Origin of the sequence: Caballeronia sordidicola, from assembly GCF_000729995.1 — a bacterium.
Classification (GTDB): Bacteria; Pseudomonadota; Gammaproteobacteria; order Burkholderiales; family Burkholderiaceae; genus Caballeronia; species Caballeronia sordidicola_A.
The window spans coordinates 576,495-593,981 of the sequence record NZ_JNFG01000199.1; the positions used below are offsets into that span (position 1 = coordinate 576,495).

The 17,487-nt window shown below is 60.0% G+C and carries 18 protein-coding genes; 5 read left to right on the forward strand and 13 right to left on the reverse strand.

Going from position 1 to position 17,487, the window contains the following annotated elements; all coding sequences use genetic code 11:
* Nucleotides 1-40: 40 nt before the first annotated feature.
* Both FH08_RS50900 and FH08_RS0137360 read right to left on the reverse strand, forming a co-directional pair.
* The gene (locus FH08_RS50900) at nt 41-178 is read right to left on the reverse strand and encodes a hypothetical protein (RefSeq protein WP_235210625.1); all 138 of its coding nucleotides are present in this window, start codon (nt 176-178) and stop codon (nt 41-43) included.
* 149 nt (nt 179-327) lie between these two features.
* Nucleotides 328-1,260 carry a TauD/TfdA dioxygenase family protein gene (locus FH08_RS0137360; RefSeq protein ID WP_031363233.1) on the reverse strand — a complete coding sequence of 311 codons (933 nt, stop codon included), beginning with the start codon at nt 1,258-1,260 and terminating at the stop codon, nt 328-330.
* 411 nt (nt 1,261-1,671) lie between these two features.
* Between FH08_RS0137360 and FH08_RS0137365 the strand changes: the two genes are divergently transcribed.
* The gene (locus FH08_RS0137365) at nt 1,672-2,595 is read left to right on the forward strand and encodes a class I SAM-dependent methyltransferase (protein WP_081889694.1); all 924 of its coding nucleotides are present in this window, start codon (nt 1,672-1,674) and stop codon (nt 2,593-2,595) included.
* Between the two features lie 285 nt (nt 2,596-2,880).
* Here FH08_RS0137365 and FH08_RS50905 read toward each other — a convergent pair whose 3' ends face one another.
* From FH08_RS50905 to FH08_RS0137375, 3 genes are all read right to left on the reverse strand, one after another.
* Nucleotides 2,881-3,312: a transposase gene (locus FH08_RS50905; protein ID WP_075583429.1), complete on the reverse strand. Its 432-nt coding sequence runs from the start codon at nt 3,310-3,312 to the stop codon at nt 2,881-2,883.
* Between the two features lie 306 nt (nt 3,313-3,618).
* The gene (chrA, locus tag FH08_RS0137370) at nt 3,619-4,854 is read right to left on the reverse strand and encodes a chromate efflux transporter (RefSeq protein ID WP_031363235.1); all 1,236 of its coding nucleotides are present in this window, start codon (nt 4,852-4,854) and stop codon (nt 3,619-3,621) included.
* A gap of 54 nt (nt 4,855-4,908) precedes the next feature.
* Nucleotides 4,909-5,115 carry a hypothetical protein gene (locus tag FH08_RS0137375; protein ID WP_051888817.1) on the reverse strand — a complete coding sequence of 69 codons (207 nt, stop codon included), beginning with the start codon at nt 5,113-5,115 and terminating at the stop codon, nt 4,909-4,911.
* Nucleotides 5,116-5,437: 322 nt separating this feature from the next.
* Between FH08_RS0137375 and FH08_RS0137380 the strand changes: the two genes are divergently transcribed.
* From FH08_RS0137380 to FH08_RS0137395, 4 genes are read left to right on the forward strand one after another with little or no spacing between them, the layout of a single operon-like run.
* Nucleotides 5,438-6,484, forward strand: a complete 1,047-nt coding sequence (locus FH08_RS0137380; protein WP_081889695.1) for a sugar ABC transporter substrate-binding protein — start codon at nt 5,438-5,440, stop codon at nt 6,482-6,484.
* On the forward strand, nt 6,474-8,024 hold the full coding sequence (locus FH08_RS0137385; protein ID WP_051888818.1) for a sugar ABC transporter ATP-binding protein: 1,551 nt from the start codon (nt 6,474-6,476) through the stop codon (nt 8,022-8,024). The genes FH08_RS0137380 and FH08_RS0137385 overlap by 11 nt, the downstream gene beginning before the upstream one ends.
* On the forward strand, nt 8,021-9,049 hold the full coding sequence (locus FH08_RS0137390; protein ID WP_031363239.1) for an ABC transporter permease: 1,029 nt from the start codon (nt 8,021-8,023) through the stop codon (nt 9,047-9,049). Before FH08_RS0137385 ends, FH08_RS0137390 begins: the two co-directional genes overlap by 4 nt.
* Nucleotides 9,042-10,025, forward strand: a complete 984-nt coding sequence (locus FH08_RS0137395; protein ID WP_051888819.1) for an ABC transporter permease — start codon at nt 9,042-9,044, stop codon at nt 10,023-10,025. Before FH08_RS0137390 ends, FH08_RS0137395 begins: the two co-directional genes overlap by 8 nt.
* 17 nt (nt 10,026-10,042) lie before the next feature.
* On the opposite strand, the gene FH08_RS0137400 is transcribed toward FH08_RS0137395, so the two are convergent.
* Genes FH08_RS0137400 through FH08_RS0137435 form a run of 8 tightly spaced genes read right to left on the reverse strand, consistent with a single transcriptional unit; the run spans nt 10,043 to nt 17,318 of the window.
* Nucleotides 10,043-10,333, reverse strand: coding sequence for a gamma-butyrobetaine hydroxylase-like domain-containing protein (locus FH08_RS0137400; protein WP_031363241.1), 291 nt, complete (start codon nt 10,331-10,333; stop codon nt 10,043-10,045).
* Nucleotides 10,330-11,325, reverse strand: coding sequence for a HEAT repeat domain-containing protein (locus FH08_RS0137405; protein ID WP_031363242.1), 996 nt, complete (start codon nt 11,323-11,325; stop codon nt 10,330-10,332). Before FH08_RS0137405 ends, FH08_RS0137400 begins: the two co-directional genes overlap by 4 nt.
* 53 nt (nt 11,326-11,378) lie before the next feature.
* Nucleotides 11,379-12,164 (reverse strand): ABC transporter ATP-binding protein, encoded by a 786-nt coding sequence (locus FH08_RS0137410; RefSeq protein ID WP_031363243.1) that lies wholly within the window; start codon nt 12,162-12,164, stop codon nt 11,379-11,381.
* Nucleotides 12,161-13,021, reverse strand: coding sequence for an ABC transporter permease (locus FH08_RS0137415; RefSeq protein WP_031363244.1), 861 nt, complete (start codon nt 13,019-13,021; stop codon nt 12,161-12,163). The genes FH08_RS0137410 and FH08_RS0137415 overlap by 4 nt, the downstream gene beginning before the upstream one ends.
* A gap of 38 nt (nt 13,022-13,059) precedes the next feature.
* On the reverse strand, nt 13,060-14,487 hold the full coding sequence (locus tag FH08_RS0137420; RefSeq protein WP_031363245.1) for an ABC transporter substrate-binding protein: 1,428 nt from the start codon (nt 14,485-14,487) through the stop codon (nt 13,060-13,062).
* A gap of 49 nt (nt 14,488-14,536) precedes the next feature.
* Entirely contained in the window at nt 14,537-14,782 is a 246-nt protein-coding gene (locus FH08_RS0137425) for a 4Fe-4S dicluster domain-containing protein (protein ID WP_031363246.1), read from the reverse strand.
* An 11-nt stretch (nt 14,783-14,793) separates the two neighbouring features.
* Entirely contained in the window at nt 14,794-16,545 is a 1,752-nt protein-coding gene (locus FH08_RS0137430; RefSeq protein WP_031363247.1) for a fumarate reductase/succinate dehydrogenase flavoprotein subunit, read from the reverse strand.
* Nucleotides 16,542-17,318 (reverse strand): GntR family transcriptional regulator, encoded by a 777-nt coding sequence (locus FH08_RS0137435; protein ID WP_031363248.1) that lies wholly within the window; start codon nt 17,316-17,318, stop codon nt 16,542-16,544. The genes FH08_RS0137430 and FH08_RS0137435 overlap by 4 nt, the downstream gene beginning before the upstream one ends.
* Nucleotides 17,319-17,487 lie beyond the last annotated feature (169 nt).

Genomic DNA, 17,487 nt, shown 5'->3' on the forward strand with positions numbered 1-17,487 from the left:
TTGTATTTGGAAAAGCAAACGGGTGTTTGCTTGTCCACCTTCAACCTTGTCCCTTCCATGCGGTCAGGCGCTGTTCCACCAGGACGAGCCCCTGATTGAAGACAAGTCCCAACAGTGAGAGCGTGACGATGCCCGCATACATCTTTGGGATCTCAAACGTGAACTGCGAGTAATTCACCAGATATCCTAAGCCGGCCTTCGCGCCTACCATCTCGCCGCTATCAACGAAAGGCTGGCAAACACCGCACTCACCACGCTGCGGAAAACAATCGGTCTCATAGGCTCATCGTTTATGGGAAGCAATCGGGTGGGCCAGCGAGCGTCACATCAAAAAACACCGTCATGCTCAAGCGTCACGCGATGAATGCGACGGCGTGCCGAGCCATAGTCGCGCGCAGCATAGTGTTGCACCTGCCGGTTGTCCCAGATGGCAACATCACCGGCCTTCCACTCGAAGCGCGCCTGCACCTCGGGCGTCTTGATCAGGTCGTAGAGGTAGTTAAGCAGGCTCTGGCTCGCCGTTTTGGAAACGCCCAACAGATGGCTCGTATGGCCTTCGTTGACGAAAACCAGCTTGCGCCCATTCTGCGGGTGTGTCTTGATGACCGGCACTTCGATCGGCGGGAATTTTTGGGCAGCGTCACGCACGCGGGCAAGACTCTCTTCAACCGTTTCGGACTTTCCGTCGGGCGAATCGTATCCGCTCAAGAGATCAGACAGATGCTGCTTCTTCGGCGAAGCGAAGAACGTGTTCACTGCATAGAGCTTCTCGAAGTAACGGGCGAGGTCGGGATCCAGCAGATCGTAGACTCCGGTCGATGAAGTCCAGATGGTGTCACCTCCGCCCCCCTCGGGAATTTCCTGCGCGTGCAAGACCGTCGCTTTCGGCGGCTGATGCTGCCAGGACACATCGACGTGCCAGTTGTCGGTGCCGCCCGATTGGGTCTTGTCGCTATGAGCGATCACTTCAATTTCGGGGAATCCGGCCACGGCCGGAAGATAGATGTTCTTGCGAATCGGATTACCGAAGATTTTCGCGAAGCCTACATGTTGCTCCGGCGTGAGTGTCTGCTCGCGGATAAACAGCACGCCATGATCGACCAGCGCCTGATTCAGTGTCCGCCGGTTGTCGTCGCTTAGCGGACGACCTAGATCGATGTTTTCAACGATTGCACCGATTCGCGGTTTATAACGACGCACGTGAATATCCTGATGGGCCTGATCGAGCTTGACTGCCGATTTATCCAATACGGTGCTCACGATTTTTGCTCCTTCGGGCTCGTTGAAATAGCCACTATGAAAGCGCCCATGCGGGCGCTGGCGCAACTATCTTGTTTTTCTATCGATACAGCGAAAATAGACATATGCATATCGCAGGACATGCGTCTCGTCGTGGCGACGAAACTGTCGCTACCACGGATGTAGACTCCGCCGCTCGGCATCGACTCACCGAAATCATCCTGCCCGATGGACAGAAATCCGCAACTCGGGCTGGGAATCCGGACCCTTCCTAAGCGTCAACTAAGGGACTGACCTTATCGTCTATTTGCTTACTGCGTGTTTGGCTTCGCAGAGGTTTCCGATTCGAGCCCATTGTGTTGCTCCAAGCTCAACGCACCCATATGGCCGGCGGTTTCGTTTCTTATTTCTGCCCTGAGGTGCCTGTCATAAATGAACACCGAGCCAAACGAATCTCAAATGGATGTCTGGTCTGAATGGCTCTTGCACACGCGCTTCGGTAACGATCACGGGCAAGAACAGATTCTGCGCGCGGCGATTGACCCAATCGCGGATCGAGTTCTGGACGGTGCCCGGCTTTCTGCCGGGATGACGCTAGTTGACATCGGGACGGGCGACGGGCTGATTGCTTTTAGGGCCGTCGACGCAATCGGCCCATCACTTCGCGTTATCCTCACTGATATATCGGCGCCGTTACTGCGTCATGCCGAAGCGCTGGCGATTCAAAGGAACGTTCAAAGCCAGTGTAGATTTATCGAATGTTCAGCTTCTGCGCTAAAAGACGTGGACGACGCATCTATCGACGCTGTTACCACGCGCGCGGTGCTTGCCTACGTGCCCGACAAGGTGCAAGCGCTTCGTGAGTGCCGCCGTGTTCTTAAGCCTGGAGGACGACTGTCGATCGGCGAACCCATCCTTCGCGACGATGCGTTTGAGGCTGCCTCGCTAAAACAATTGGTAGACGCTCAGCCCCCGGGATTGGAAGATCGATTCTTTTCCCTTCTCAGCCGTTGGAAAGGTGCCCAGTTTCCTGACACTGAAGAAAAAATTGCCAGCAATCCCATCACAAATTTTAGTGAACGCGATTTGGTTCGCTTCGCGCTGGACGTGGGGTTCACCGACATCCACATGGAGTTTCACGTGAATGTCCTCCCGTCGACTGTGCATTCGTGGGAGGTATTTCTTGGCAGTTCACCTCACCCCTGGGCACCGTCACTCAGTCGCATTCTCGCGGAACGCTTCTCCACTGAAGAGCGGGAATTGTTCGAGACAATCTTTCGTCCAAGGGTGGAGGCCCGGCAGTTCGTTACCGCAGACCGGATAGCGTATCTGACGGCTCGGAAACCGTCTTCGTAATTGCAACCGACGGAGCCGTCAACGCGCAATCGAAGGCGCACCGCTTCGCGGCTGAAGGCGTAGCGCTAAACCCTCATGACAACGTCAATGAAAGAAGATTGCATGCTTTGAGTTGTTCTCCATATCGATCGTGGAGGGTGCGCTAATCATCCTGTGACTTTATCCTGCTTGCCAGCACCCGCGCCTGCGCGCGAAACTCAGAGTCGTTTTTGGCTCAACGATCGAGAGATCGAGATATGCGAGTCTGGCTCTATGACGAAAAGAGGTCGGCCCTTTAATCGCCAATCAAACTCGGAATGTCGCTCGTTTTCTGTCGGCGCTGGCTTTGCCTACAAGTTTGCCAGCTCGTAAGGTCCCTGCAGATTTGTCTCCTGATAGCACGGCACGAACCGACAAACTGTCCACAATCGCCTTTGCCGCATCAGCATTGCCGCGACGCTGCAGTTCGTCCACCAGCACTCTTTGAAGACTTGGCCACACTCCTTCCTCCTGCCACTCGGCCAATCGCCGGCAGCAAACTTGGCCGGCTCCGTAGCCGAGTTCCTTACGAAGCAGGGTCCACGAGATACCCGATCGCAGCACAAACACAATGCCGGAAAATACTGCACGGTCCGGTGCTCGGGGACGCCCGGCGCTGCGACGCTCGGGCAACGATCGCGTAGGAATCAATGGTTCAATAAGCGCCCAGAAGTCGTCGTCTATCAGACCTTCAAGCATGGATCCCCCGAAAAAAACGCGCACTCAGTCTCTCTTTAAAAAACTATTTTGATGCGAGTAACTCGACTGAACGCTCAGTTAGCGCGTCGTCCAAAGGCACTCCTGTTATTGGGCGTCGCTTTGTTCACGCACAGGATGCACCGCTAGACAGGACCGAGAGAACCCGCCTGACGCAGGAAGAAAGCACGCCGCACGTGGCTAATACTGCACGCAGCCTTGAGACTACGCTGCCATTCTTAGATGAGGATTAGCTGCGCCTTTCGGTTGTCGGACAGTCGTACTCCCCGCTTGCCAGGAAGCATCGACTCAGTGCCAGGTCGCCTCGGCGATGCCGGCGAGCGTACAAAGCACAACGACGGCGAGTGGTGGAACCTTCCAGCGCGTCAGCAGAAAGAATCCGATGGCTGCGATGGCAAAGTCGAGCTTCGAAAGAACCGCACTTGTCCACACCGTTGAGTACAGCGCGCTGGCCAGCAGTCCAACGACCGCAGCATTCACGCCCGCAAGCAGTGCAGCCATCGACGGGGGTGCGCGCAGCGCTTGCCAGTACGGGAGCGCCGCGAGCACGAGTAGGAGACCCGGGAGGAAAATACCCGCAGTAGCGAGCAATGCGCCGGTCCAGTGATTTGGCGCTTCGGCCATCATCCAGCCGAGAAATGCCGCGAACGTGAACAAGGGGCCGGGAACTGCCTGCGCGGCACCGTAGCCCGCAAGAAATTCGTTCGGAGAGATCCAGCCGGTCGCGACGGTCTGCTGTTGCAGAAGCGGGAGCACGACGTGACCGCCGCCAAACACCAGAGCACCCGAGCGGTAGAAGGCTTCGAATACCTTGACCGCGTGACCCGCGTGGAGTCCGACCAGCGCCGGAAGTCCGAGCAGCAGGACAAAGAACAGAATCAGCGCGACGGCACCCACCGTGCGGGAAACGTGGATTTCGTGACCGTGCTGGGGTGTGCGACTGGTGTCTGACGATGTCGTTGTCTGGCACAACGCGAGTCCGAGCACAGCGCCGAGAACGATTACGATGAGCTGCGCATAAACGGTCGTCAGAACGCTGAGTACCGCGATTGCCATGAGCGCGATGGCAGCACGGCGTTGGTCCGGACACAGGCGCCGTGCCATATCCCAAACTGCTTGAGCGACGACAGCGACAGCGACAAGTTTGAGGCCATGGATCAACCCACTGCCGACCGGGCCGCCAAGACTAGGGGCGATGGCCGCGAAGCCGAGCAAGAGAAGCACCGAAGGCAGCGTAAATCCGAACCAGGCCGCGAGTCCCCCGATCCACCCGGCTCGCAAGAGACCAATCGAGAATCCCACCTGGCTGCTCGCCGGTCCCGGCAGGAACTGACAGAGTCCGACCAGATCGGTGAAGGTTTCGTCATCGAGCCAGCGGCGGCGCTCGACGAATTCCCGGCGGAAGTATCCCAAATGGGCTATGGGACCGCCAAAGCACGTCAACCCCAACTTGAGAAACACCGCGAGAACCTCCCCAGCGGTATTCGCCCGGGTCAGGTGCGATGAGGTAATACCGTTTTCCATAAACTGCCAGTTTTTCAGATTGAAAAGATCAGCGCGTCCGCACCGTCCGGGCGGTCACTTGCTTTCGAACAGCTCGCCGAAAAGCTCGCGAACCTCTTGCTTCGCCGCGGCCTCCTCCAGGCCGCGCGAGATCGGGGAGAGCGCACGGCTCATCTTGTAACCGTGTCGTGCAAGCGCCTGGATCATGACCAACGAATAGACCGGCTCCTCATGGAGCACGTGGAGGCGGATCAGGTCCGCATAGAGGTCACGGTCGTCCATGGTTGCAGAAGGCTGACAGTATCGAACCTCAATTATGACGCGATCGTACGGGGTCGTGCAGCGGAACTTGCACTGCGCCGCGCAGGACCGCGTCGATCTGAGTCGCCGTCCCTTCGTTAAGAAAAACGCATCGATGCCGGCAACGAAGTGCTTGGCAATGAAGCATCCATCCGCTCGATGCTATCCACGATCCTCCCCTGTCTGGCGTGAATTTGCTTTCCATGTTCTCTCTCAGAACCTTAGCCTGATTACGACTTAGACGAGCACTGCCTTCGTGCTAGCGTCTTAAGTCCGTCCACCCTCCACCCATGACTCATTTGACATGCAGAACAATAACTTCAAACACAGCAAGGCCCATCCCGCAGTCACGCGAAAGTCGATCGCCCGAGCTTTCGCCCGAGGTTTCGCCGGTGCGCTTGCCGGACTGCTCGCAAGCGTGGCGCTGGCAGCGCCGGCCCCGACCCCGGACGAGATCCCGTCATTGAAAGGAAAACGTATCGGCATCACGGTGGCCGGCACGGAACACTATTGGGACCTCAAGGCCTATCAAGGGCAGATTGATGAGGTGAAGCGCCTGGGCGGTACGCCGATCGCGCTCGACGGCGGGCGCAAGGACGCGCAGCAGATCGCCCAGATCCAGACACTGATTGCGCAGAAGCCCGATGCGATCATCGAGCAACTCGGCACATCGTCGGTGCTCGAACCATGGCTTCAGAAAATCCGTGCGGCAGGCATCCCGCTCTTTACCGTCGATACCGCCAGCCCATCGAGCATCAACGTCACCACGTCCGACAATTTCTTCATCGGCGAGCAACTGGCGCTCAAGCTCGTGAACGATCTGCATGGGGAAGGCAACATCCTTGTTTTTAACGGCTTCTACGGCGTGCCCGTAGTCGCCATGCGCTATGACCAGTTGCGCACGGTGCTCAAGTGGTATCCGAAGATCAAGATCATCCAGCCGGAATTGCGCGACGTGGTGCCGAACACGGTCCAGGACTCGTACGCACAGGTCAGCCAGTTGCTGAACAAGTATCCGAAGGGCACGGTCCAGGCTATCTGGGCCGCGTGGGATGTTCCGCAGATCGGCGCCACGCAGGCGGTGGACGCGGCGCATCGCACCGAAGTCAAGACGTATGCGGTCGATGGCAGCCCTGACGTCGTCGCCCTGGTGAACAATCCGCAATCCAGCGCCGCCGCGGTCGTCGCCCAGCAACCGTACCTGATCGGCAAGACGGCAGTCGACAACGTCGCGCGTTATCTCAACGGCGACCGCTCGTTGCCGCCCGCTACCTACGTGCCGGCAATTCTCGTGACCAAGGACAACGCCGCCGACGCCTCGAAAACGCTGGGCCAGGCCGATGCCAAGTGAGCATGGGTTGCTGGAGCTGCGGGCTATCTCCAAGCAGTTCGACGGCATACCGGCATTGCGCCAGGTCTCGCTCGACCTGGCGCCTGGACAAGTGCATGGCCTGATCGGTCAGAACGGCGCGGGGAAGTCGACTCTCATCAAGATCCTCGGCGGCATACATCGTTCAGACGAAGGTGAGATCGCGCTCGATGGCAAGCCCGTTTCGATCAACAGTCCTTCCGACGCGCGCCGGCTTGGAATCGAGATCGTGCACCAGGACCGGCTGCTGGCCCCGACCCTGACCGTGGCCGAAGCGTTACTGCTCGGCAACGAGCTTACCGTCGGGTTCCTGCCGGTTCTGAATGCGGCCAGCATGCGCCGCTTCGCGCGCACCGCCGTGCGGGAGCATTTCGGTGTCGATATCGAGCCAAGCCGGCTCATCGCCGAGTTGAGCGTTGCCGAGCAGCAGCTCGTGCAGATCACGCGCGCGCTGCTCAGCGCGCCTCGCGTGCTGGTCTTCGACGAACCCACCGCAGCGCTCGCGCGCCATGAAGCCGAGCAATTGTTCTCCGCGATCCGCAGGCTACGTGAGCGCGGTCTTGCGATCCTCTATGTGTCCCACTATCTCGACGAGATCGAAGCGCTCTGCGACGTCGTGACCGTTCTTCGCGATGGCCGGGACGTAGCCCACCTCCAGGTAGCCGATTCAACGCCGCAACAACTCGTCGCCGCGATGATCGGCGGCAGTACCGCTGCACTCGTCCCCGCCACCACGCGCAAGGCCGGCGCGCCGCTCCTGCGCGTCTGCGGACTGGGTGCAGCGGCCCGCTTCGAAGACATCAGCTTCAACGTACGCCGCGGCGAGATTGTCGGCGTGACGGGGCTGCTCGGTTCCGGCGGCAAAGCCGTCGTGCGCAGCCTGTTCGGACTCGAACCCGGCGTGCACGGGCATATCGAACTGGATGGCAGTGCGTACGTGCCGGACGATCCGCGCAATGCGGTGCGCCGCGGCATTGCTTTCGTGCCTGAGGACAGGCGAGCGCATGGCATCGCGCTCGACATGGCCGTTCGCGAGAACATCTCGCTCGCGAGCCTTAAGCGTTTCGTGCGGCATTTCATGATCGATCGCCGTCGCGAGAAGGAACTGGTGCAGCGACGCATGGATGACCTGCAGGTTCGCGCGCCGGGTACCGAAGCGCCTGCACGTCAGCTGTCTGGCGGCAACCAGCAGAAGGTCGTACTGGCGAAATGGCTGAGCACGCGCGCGAACCTGTACTTGCTCGACGAACCAACTGTGGGTGTCGATATTCGCGCTAAAGCAGAGATCTACCGGGTCCTTGACGAACTCGCCGCACAAGGCGCGGCGGTCCTGCTGTTTTCGACCGACCTTATCGAATTGCAGGGAATCACCGACCGGATTCTCATTCTCGCCCGCGGGTCGCTCGTGCAGGAGCTGGTCTCCAAAGAGACGACTCATCAGGAAATCCTGGGCTGGGCGAGCGCAGCGGGTCCGAGCCGGAGTGAGGGTTCAACTCACGATCTTGAAGCGGTGCAAACATGAGTCAAGTTCAAACAAGACGATCGCGCGGCAACGTGCTCGCTATCGCGAAATCCTTCAAACTGCCGCAATGGTGGCTGCAAAGTGGCGCGCTCCTGGTGATCCTCGGGGTGCTGGCCGTGTTTGCGGCAAGCTCGCCACTCTTCTTCACGGTAGGCAATCTCGCCAATGTGATGCAGCAGTCGGCAGTGATCGGCACGCTCGCGTTCGGCTTGACGCTCGTCCTGATCGGGGGTGGCGCAAACGGCATCGCCGGTGGCATCGATCTCTCGATTGCGGCGAACCTCGGCTTTTGTGCCGCCGTTTATGCGACGTCGCTAGCCAACGGTGTTGCTTCGCCGACGGCAATCGCGCTCACGCTCTCAGCCGGTACAGCGGTCGGCGCTTTTAATGCGTTCGCGGTTGTCGTACTGCGCATGCTTCCCCTTCTCGCCACGCTCACCACGATGAACATCGTGGCGGGGCTGGAGTTGGTCGTGACGCGAAACTCAACCGTCTCCGCAACCGGACCAACGCTCGCGGTCCTTCTTGACAACGGCCCGTTCGCCATTCCGTGGCTCTCCTATGCATTTGTCGGCGTGGGCCTGGTGTTCGTCTGGCTCGGGCACTTTACGCGATTCGGGCTACGGCTACACGCGTCGGGCAGTCATCCGGCGGCGGTCCGCGCGGCTGGACTGAGGGCTGAAGGCTACGTCGCGGCGAGCTATGTAGTGTGCGGGCTGTCGGCCGGCATTGCCGCCCTAGCCTCCACTGCACTTCTGAGCGGCAGCGCACCCGGCTCCGGGGAGAATCTTCTTGCGGTGATCGCTGCCGCACTTCTTGGTGTCGTGTTCTCGCGACGACTCGTGCCGACCGTAGCGGGCACGTGGCTGAGTGTTTTATTCCTCGGCCTTGTCGCGAACGGCTTCCAGCTGGACAACGTGTCGAGCTACTGGATCAGCGGCGTCGAAGGCGCATTGATCCTGTTCGTCGTTTCGCTCACGGCGCTGCTGCGCCGACGCAACCTGGAGAAGAGCAGCCATGCGTGAGCTCATCCTTCGCCCGTTCGCGCGAACCGTATCAATCAAAGGCTGGACGCGTTATGCGCTGGTCGCGGCCTTCGCCGCGGCAATCGCATTCTTCGCCGTGTTCGCTCCGGCGTTCGCCACGCTCTCGAACATCGACAGCGTACTGCTCAATACTGTCGCTCCGCTGGCGATCGTGGCGCTTGCAATGACGGTGGTGGCGTCGCTCGGCGCGGTGGATCTATCGGTCGGCACGGCCGTCGATCTCGCAAGCCTCGTATTCGTGACGCTCGTGGCGCGACACGTCGGCCTGCCGATCGCGATCGTCGCGGCACTTGGCGCGGCCCTCGCGGTTGGGTTGTTCAACGGTGTGCTGATTGCATCGTTCGGCGTGGAACCCTTTCTCGCTACGCTTGGGACGCTGTTCATCGGCCAGAGCATCCAGCAGCTTGCGACCGACGGCGGACAGCCCATTTACCTTTTGAACCAGGTCTTGCCGGAGGCTTTCTCGACGCTCGGTCACGGCCGTCTCTTTGGTGTCGCACTGCCCCTTTATCTTGTCGCGGCCCTTGCTTGCATTCTGCATCTGCTGCTCGCGCGCTCACGGCATGGAAGGGGCATTACTGTGCTCGGCGTCCAGGCAGGCGTCGCGCGCTACTCCGGTCTTCCAGTGCGCTCGTTGCTGTATCTCGCCTTCGCGTTGAGCGCGGTGATCTCCGGGCTTGTCGGGTTGATCCTGTCGTCGAACGTGAAGGCGTATGTGCCGCTCGCGGGCAACGGTTACTTGCTCAACGCAATCGGCGCCACGTTCATCGGCGCCACGCTTTCTTCGTCGCACCGGCCTAACGTGGCAGGAACGCTGGTGGGCGTCCTGTTGCTAGGCTTCGCGGCAAACGGGCTGCTTCTTATCGGATGGAACTTCTATTGGCAGCAGGTCGCCATCGGCATTCTGATCTTCGTCGTGCTCGCAGTCGGGACGTTGAGTTCACGGCGCCGGTGATTGTCCGAGTGCGTGTGTCATGCGGCAACTGCCTCAAGTGCTTCGAGAAACGGCCAGGGGAAAATTCCCTGCGCGTGACCGTCGCTGAAGCTGAGTTGCACGCCATACGCCATCGAATGAATGTCCACTACTGTGATGTCCTCGGCTGCCTGCACAAAGCTCCCGGCGATGTGGATACGACGGCACGCGGCGCATGGGCACGCGCGGCGCAGTGCCGCGTAACTGACACACTGCACCCGCGCATCCGGCCAGTGCAGGGTCAATGTGTGGGCGCGTGAGTCGAGGTCGATGCGTTCGGGCACGTTCATGCTGGAAGACCTCCGATCTGTTGGAGCGCGATGCGAACGGCCTTGCGTACTTCCGGATCGGGATCGTTTTGCGCAGCTTGCAGGACCGGCAGCAAACCACGGTCGCCGAGCTCGCCGAGCGCAAGCGCCGCTTCCTTGCGCAGATTGCTGATCGAATGCGACAGCAGCCGGCCAAGCGCCGCTCCCGCAGCGGGGTCGCGCAACCTTCCTAACGCTCGCGCGGACTTCAGCCTGACCTGCCAGTAAGGATCATCGAGCGACGCAATCAGCGCGTCGCGAGCCTGGCCCGCGCGCAGCTTACCCAGCGTCGCGGCGGCTTCCTCACGCACTTGCCAGGCGTCGTCACGCAACGCACTGAGCAGCGCATCGACGATGGCCTCCGCCGGCTCCGAGCCTAGTCCCAACGACCCCACTGCGGCCCGGCGCACGTCGGGATCGGCGTCCCCTGCTGCTACCTCGGCGAGCTGCGCGAGCGCGCGCTCGTCCTTGAGCCAGCCGGCGACGCCGACGGCCTCAAGACGCACCGACGCAAGCGGATGCGACAACCCTCGCAGAGCGGGGTCCAGGGCATCGGACAGGCGCAACTCACGCAATGCACGGAGTATCGCGGCCTGCACGAACGGGTCCGGATTGGAGACCCATTCCAGCAACACGTGCCCCGAGGTCACTTCCTTGAGTTCCGAGAGGCTTTGAGCCGCAGCGAGGCGCACCGCTTCATCGAGGTCAAGAAGAGTACGGCACAGCGCGTCAACAACTTCCGCTCCTTCCCACGCCGCCAGCACCCGCGCCGCCTCGCGGCGGACTTCAGCCGAATCGTCATGGCGCAGCGCATGGACGATCGGCGGCAACAGGTTCTCGTCCTCGAGATCCGCGAGTTCAAGGAGCGCGATGCGGCGAACCACAGGGTCAGCATCGGACAAGCGTGGCAGCAGGACCGCTGCTTCAGGATCGAGCGCGTCCGGATCGAAAGTCAGCGCGGAGAATGCAGTCATGAGTAGGTTTTCTTTTGAAGCATTGAAGAGTCAGGATGACGTGAAACGCAATATCACGTCCCCTCGCGCAGCAGCGCAAGGCAACGGCGTTTGATATCGATAAACTCGGCCGCGACCGTGCTCTCGTCATCGCGTGGACGGGCGAGCGGCACCACAATATCAGCGACAATTCGCGCGGGCCGGCGCGACAGCACAAGAATGCGATCGGCCAGAAACAACGCCTCGTCTATATCGTGAGTCACGAACACCACCGTGGTGCGCATGCGCGCCCACACATCGAGCAGCAGGCTCTGCATCATCCGGCGCGTCTGTGCGTCGAGTGCACCGAACGGTTCGTCCATCAGGAGGATGTGCGGCCGATTGATCAGCGCGCGCGCAATTTCGACCCGCTGCTGCATGCCGCCCGACAGTTGCACCGGATAACGCGCTTCGAATCCCTGCAAGCCGACAAGATCGAGCAGCGCACGCGCCTCGCGATGTCGCTCCTCCAGACCGAGCCCGCTCATCTTCAGCCCGAACGCGACGTTGTCGATCACCCGCTTCCACGGAAACAACGTGTGCTGCTGAAACACAAGACCACGGTTTCGATGCGGGCCTTCGACCCGTTCGCCATCGACCGCGATCTCGCCGCGGGTGGACGCCACATGTCCCGCGATAGCACCGAGCAAGGTCGACTTGCCGCAACCGGACGGTCCAAGCACGCATACGAATTCGCCCGGCGCGATGGTGAAATCCAGGCGGTCCAGCGCCGTAAAACGTTCGCTCGACAAGCCCACGTCAACGCTCAACGAACGCACGTCCACACGGCCCAGGGTCGCCTCGCTTGATACCGTGCTCATCGACGCGCCTCGCTCAGCCGATACCACGGCATCAGCATCAGCCCGAGCCTTTTGACCAGCACGCTGCTGCCCATGCCAAGCGCGCCGATCAGCAGCATGCCGACGACGATATCCGCATAGTTCTGCAAGGTGTACGACTCCCACGTGAAATAGCCGATCCCGTACTGGCCCGCGATCATCTCGGCCGTGATCAGGCAGAACCACGCCGTGCCCATGCCGATCGACAAACCGGTCAGGATGGCCGGAGCAGCACCGGGCAGGATCACTTCGCTGAATAGGGACAACCGCCGCGTGCCGAGGCTTCGCGCGGTGGCGACCAGGCGTGGGTCGATACCTTCCACACCGTGAATGGTATTGAGCAAAATAGGGAACAGCGCGCCGATGAACGTGATGAACATCATGCTCATCTCCGACGATGGAAACATCAGGATCGCCAGTGGAATCCAAGCTACGGCGGGAATGGGCCGCAGCACTTCGAGCGACGGCAGCACCGTATCTTCGAACGCTCGATATCGCCCGATGGCCAAGCCAAAACCAATCCCAACCATAGCCGCCGCGCTGAATCCAACCAGCACCCGCACGATGCTGGCGAACAGGTGCATCGGCAGCTTGGGCGAATGCAGCAGGTGCCAGAACGCCTGCGCAACGTCCGTCGGTGCGGGCACATTCGCCATCGTCACGAAGCCGAGCGAGACCTTGTACTGCGTCGCGATCTGCCACAGACCGAGGCAGGCGACAAGGGACGCGCAACGCCAGATCGAACGGCTGACAGGCGTGCGGTTCGACACCGCCGACGAACGCGGTTGGTCAAGCGCCGGCAAGTCGCGGCTTTCGGTGCTTTCGAACGAGGTGGCCATGATCGATTTCCTGTAGAGGGCGCCGGACCTGCCGCGTATCAGCGGGCGGCCACGGCCTCAGCCGCATTCGCGCGAACCGATGCATAGTCCGAGACCTGGCCGCTGACCTTTTTTGCGTAATCATCTGCACTGGCGCGCAGCAGGAAGGCTGCAACCTGCCCGTTGCCCGAGCGGACATACCAGGCTTGGCCTGCCAATAGCTTCAGCCCGCTCGCGTGATCCTGTACAAACACTGCGCGCACTTTCTTGCCCTGTTTCGTCAGTGCTTCCTGCACGCTGAAAGCTTCTTGCGGCTGCGCGTAACTGCGAACGGTGTCTTCACCTTCGACCCACACTTGGGCGACATCGTTGAAAGCGGTGATCCGCTTACCCGTTTGCGCGTCATTGGCCGTCAACGGCTGCTTCGCGTAGTTCTTCAGCGCGGTGTCGTAGTCGAGACCGGACTGCTTGAACGCCTCGCGGATAAAGCGGTCGTCGATAATGCTGTTCGCATCGAGCTCGACGTCCGTCTTCTTCAGCAGCTTGAGTGTGTCGATCGCGCTCGCCACTGCCTGGCGATACTCCGGCTTCCAGGTCAGGTCGCGCGTCTGCAAGCCGAGCGGCCCGTGATACAGATAATCGACCGGTGCTTCAATGCCCGTCACTTTTTCGATCAACAGGCTGTACTTTTCAGGGTCCTGCGCCATCAGGCGATTCGCCTCGATAGTCGCGCGCAAATAGGCCACCACAATCTCCGGGTACTTCTTTGCGTAATCCGCGTCGACGAGCGCGCCATGAAAGGTAGGCGCGTGGCTTTGTGCACCGTCATAGATCTTGGTCGCGAAGCCGCGATACGGGAACAGGTCGGCGAACGGAACAAAGTCGGCGTGCGCATCGATCTTATGCGCCTTGAGCGCGCTGCCCGCCACTTCCGGTGCTTGCGTGATGATGTTGACGTCGGTTTCCGGATCCCAGCCTTGCGCCTTGATCGCGCGCAGCAGCATGCTGTGCGCAGTCGACGCGAACGGCACCGAGATCGTCTTGCCCTTCAGGTCGGCCAGGGAATGAATCGGGGACCCGGTCGGCACAACAATGCCATTACCGCTGCCCTCGGTGCTACCCGACAGGACCGTGATGAATTCACTCTGCTTGCCCGCTTTCTTGAATGCCGCCGCGTTGAGCGTGCCGGGAAAGTCGGCCATCGCGCCGAAATCGAGTTTGCCCGCCACCATTTCGTTAGTCAGCGGCGCACCGGATGTGAAGTCCTTCCACTGGATGTCGTACTGCACGTCCTTGTATTTGCCATCGTGCGGAAGGTATTTATCGAGCAGATGCATCTCCCGGATCATGAGGCCGCCGGTCGCGCAATTAATGGTCGTGTCCTGTGTGCCGATAGCCACGCGGATCGTTTCCGCCTGCGCAACGCTCAATGACGCCATGAAGAACGCCAGCGCAGTGGTAGCCCGAAACAGTTTTCGAATGTTCATTGCTCAGCCCTGAATAGATAGTGGGTACGCCGCGAATCTGAACGCCTCGTCAGCGGAGCAGATAAGGAATGTCGACCTTGACCGCACCGGTCGGGCAGTCCTGTTCGCACGGCATGCAGTACCAGCATTCGTCGAACTTCATGTAGGCCTTGCCCTTGGAGACATCGATCGCCAGCAGGTCGAGCGGGCACACATCCACACAGACGGTGCAGCCCTTGTCAGCGATACATTTGTCTTCGTCGACGGTGACGGGCGCCGTGCTGCGATGGAAAATTTCATGGGACGTATAGGACATGGATGCTCCGTTCAGGCAGATTCCGGCACGGCTGCCGGCGTAGATACACGCTCGCCAATGCGCAATTTTTGATAGGCATCGCTTTCGTCGTTGTCGAGCGGAAGCACGTAAGGTTCGACCGGGCGTTTCGCGCTCGTCATCCTGCCGAACTCATCCTTGAAGAGATGCGTGTGGCAGAACCATTCGCTATCGTTGCGCTGCGGATAATCCACCCGATGGTGATAAAGCCCCCAGCGGCTCTCGGTCCTGAAGAGCGACGCACGTGCAGCCATTTCAGCGCAGTCACGGATCGCTCGAACCTCTGCGGCGCGCATCAGTTCGTGCGGGTTGTCAGCTTTCATCTCGCCAATATCCGCGCTGATCTCCTCGAACCGCTGCAGCCCGATCTCCATCTTTCGCGTGACCTTCGGCGGCTGCAGATAATCGTTCACCATGCGGCGCAGCTTGTATTCAACTTGCGCCGGGGCAAGCCCGGTTTCGCGTTCGAGCGGCGCGTAGATGCGTTGACGCTCCGCTGCAATCTGTTCGTCGTCCAGCGGTGAAAACTCACGGCCCGCGACATCGCCGGCCGCGTTCCACCCGGCGAACCAGCCGTAAGTGAACGCGCCGAGCATGTAGTTGTGCGGCACCGCGGCCATGTCGCCTGCTGCATATAAACCCGCTACCGTGGTTTCGGCACGCTCGTTGACGTACACGCCCGACGCGCTATGACCGCTGCAAAAACCGATCTCCGAGATATGCATCTCGACCATCTGTTGCCGGTAATCGGTGCCTCGCCCTGCATGGAAACGCCCGCGGCTCGGACGCTCGTTCGTATGAAGGATGTCTTCGATCGTCTTGATCGTTTCCTCCGCCAGATGATCGAGCTTCAGGAACACCGGCCCATTGCCGCTTTGCAGTTCCTGGTAAAACTCCCACATCATCTGGCCGCTCCAGTAGTCGCATTCAATGAAACGCTCACCCTTGCCGTTCGCCGTGAAGCCGCCAAGCGGTCCGGTCACATAAGCGCAAGCCGGACCGTTGTAGTCCTTAATCAAAGGATTGATCTGGAAACACTCAAGGTTGGAAAGCGCGGCGCCGGCGTGATACGCCATGGCATAACCGTCACCTGCGTTGGTCGGGTTTTCGTAAGTGCCCATCAGATAGCCCGATGCTGGCAACCCCAAGCGTCCCGCAGCGCCACAACTCAAGATCACGGCCTTCGCACGAACGACATAAAAGTCGGCGGTGCGGCAGTCAAAGCCCAGTACACCGCAGACGCGTCCGGTTGAATCGGTCAGAAGCCGGGTCGCGACAATCCGGTTAGTAATGGCGACACGAGAACGCTTAAGCTGCCGATAAAGCACCTTCTTGATACTGTGCCCTTCCGGCATGGGCAACACATAGGACCCCATGTGATGCACCTTCTTGACAGCGTAGTCGCCGGTGCTGTCCTTCTCGAATTTCACACCCCAGCGATCCAGCTCCTCGATCGTCTTGAAGCTATGCCGCGCATAGGCGTACACCGCCGACTGATCGACAATGCCGTCGTTCGCGATAGTGATCTCCCGCGTGTATTGCTCGGGCGTCGCGTGCCCGGGAACAATCGCGTTATTGAGTCCATCCATGCCCATGGAGATCGCGCCGCTGCGCTTGACGTTGGCTTTTTCCAGCAGCAGCACCCTGAGCGAGGGATCGCGTTCCTTCGCTTTCACCGCGGCCATGGGTCCGGCCGTGCCGCCGCCCACTACCACGACGTCGTATTCGAGAACATGTGTATTCATCGCGCTTTCCTCGCATTCCTGTGTTTCTTTTCCCGGTCGATACGCATCCGGTACTGGAACGCATCGCCCCGAAAATAAAGGTATTCATAGTCGATAGGCGTCCCGTCAGCACAGTGGGTGAGGCGTTCTATCCGCAGCACCGGACTGCCCTCCTCTACTTGCAGCGCAGCGCCAATTTCATCGTCGGCGAGAATCGCGTCGATCGATACGTCGGCGTGACCGAGTGAGAGTCCGCAGTCGTTCTCAAGGATCAAAAAGATGTCGCGGGTCACGAGGTCGGCATTTGCCAGACGCTTTTCGAGCGCCTCGGGTACGTAGGTGATTTCCAGCGATACGGGCGCCCGGTTGAGCAGTCGCACCCGATGGATTTCAACGACCCCTGAGCCCTCGGCAATGTTCAGACGACTCGCGACATGGCGGTCGGCCTTGATCACCCGGAACGTGCGCAGCTGGTTGACGATTTCATATCCCATCGATGACATCGCCTCTGCAAAGCCTTGTAACGACGTCACGTTCTGAAAGGCTTTCGGCTTGGAAACGAACGTCCCCTTGCCATGAATCTTGAACAGCAAGCCCTCTTTCTGGAGATCGCCAAGTGCCTGGCGAACCGTGATGCGGCTGACCTCGAACATCGCGCAGAGCTCGTGCTCGGACGGCATCTGCCCATGCGGCGGATACGTCCCGTCAAGGATGCGGGCGCGCAGCACTTCCTTCAACCGGGCATAGAGCGGGGCTGCTGACAGCGGCAGCAAGGTGGCAGTGGGAGCGGTCATTTCAACTTGTTATGACAAGATGAAATGGAGTCTAAACAAGCCGATAAATCCGACCAACGAAGATTTTCTGATATCGATCAAAGCAGAGTGACTGATTGTAGGCAGAGCGCGTGTCTGGCGATTACATCGCGATTGACTCGCTAAGGCGCCTTTATCCCCGCGATAAAGA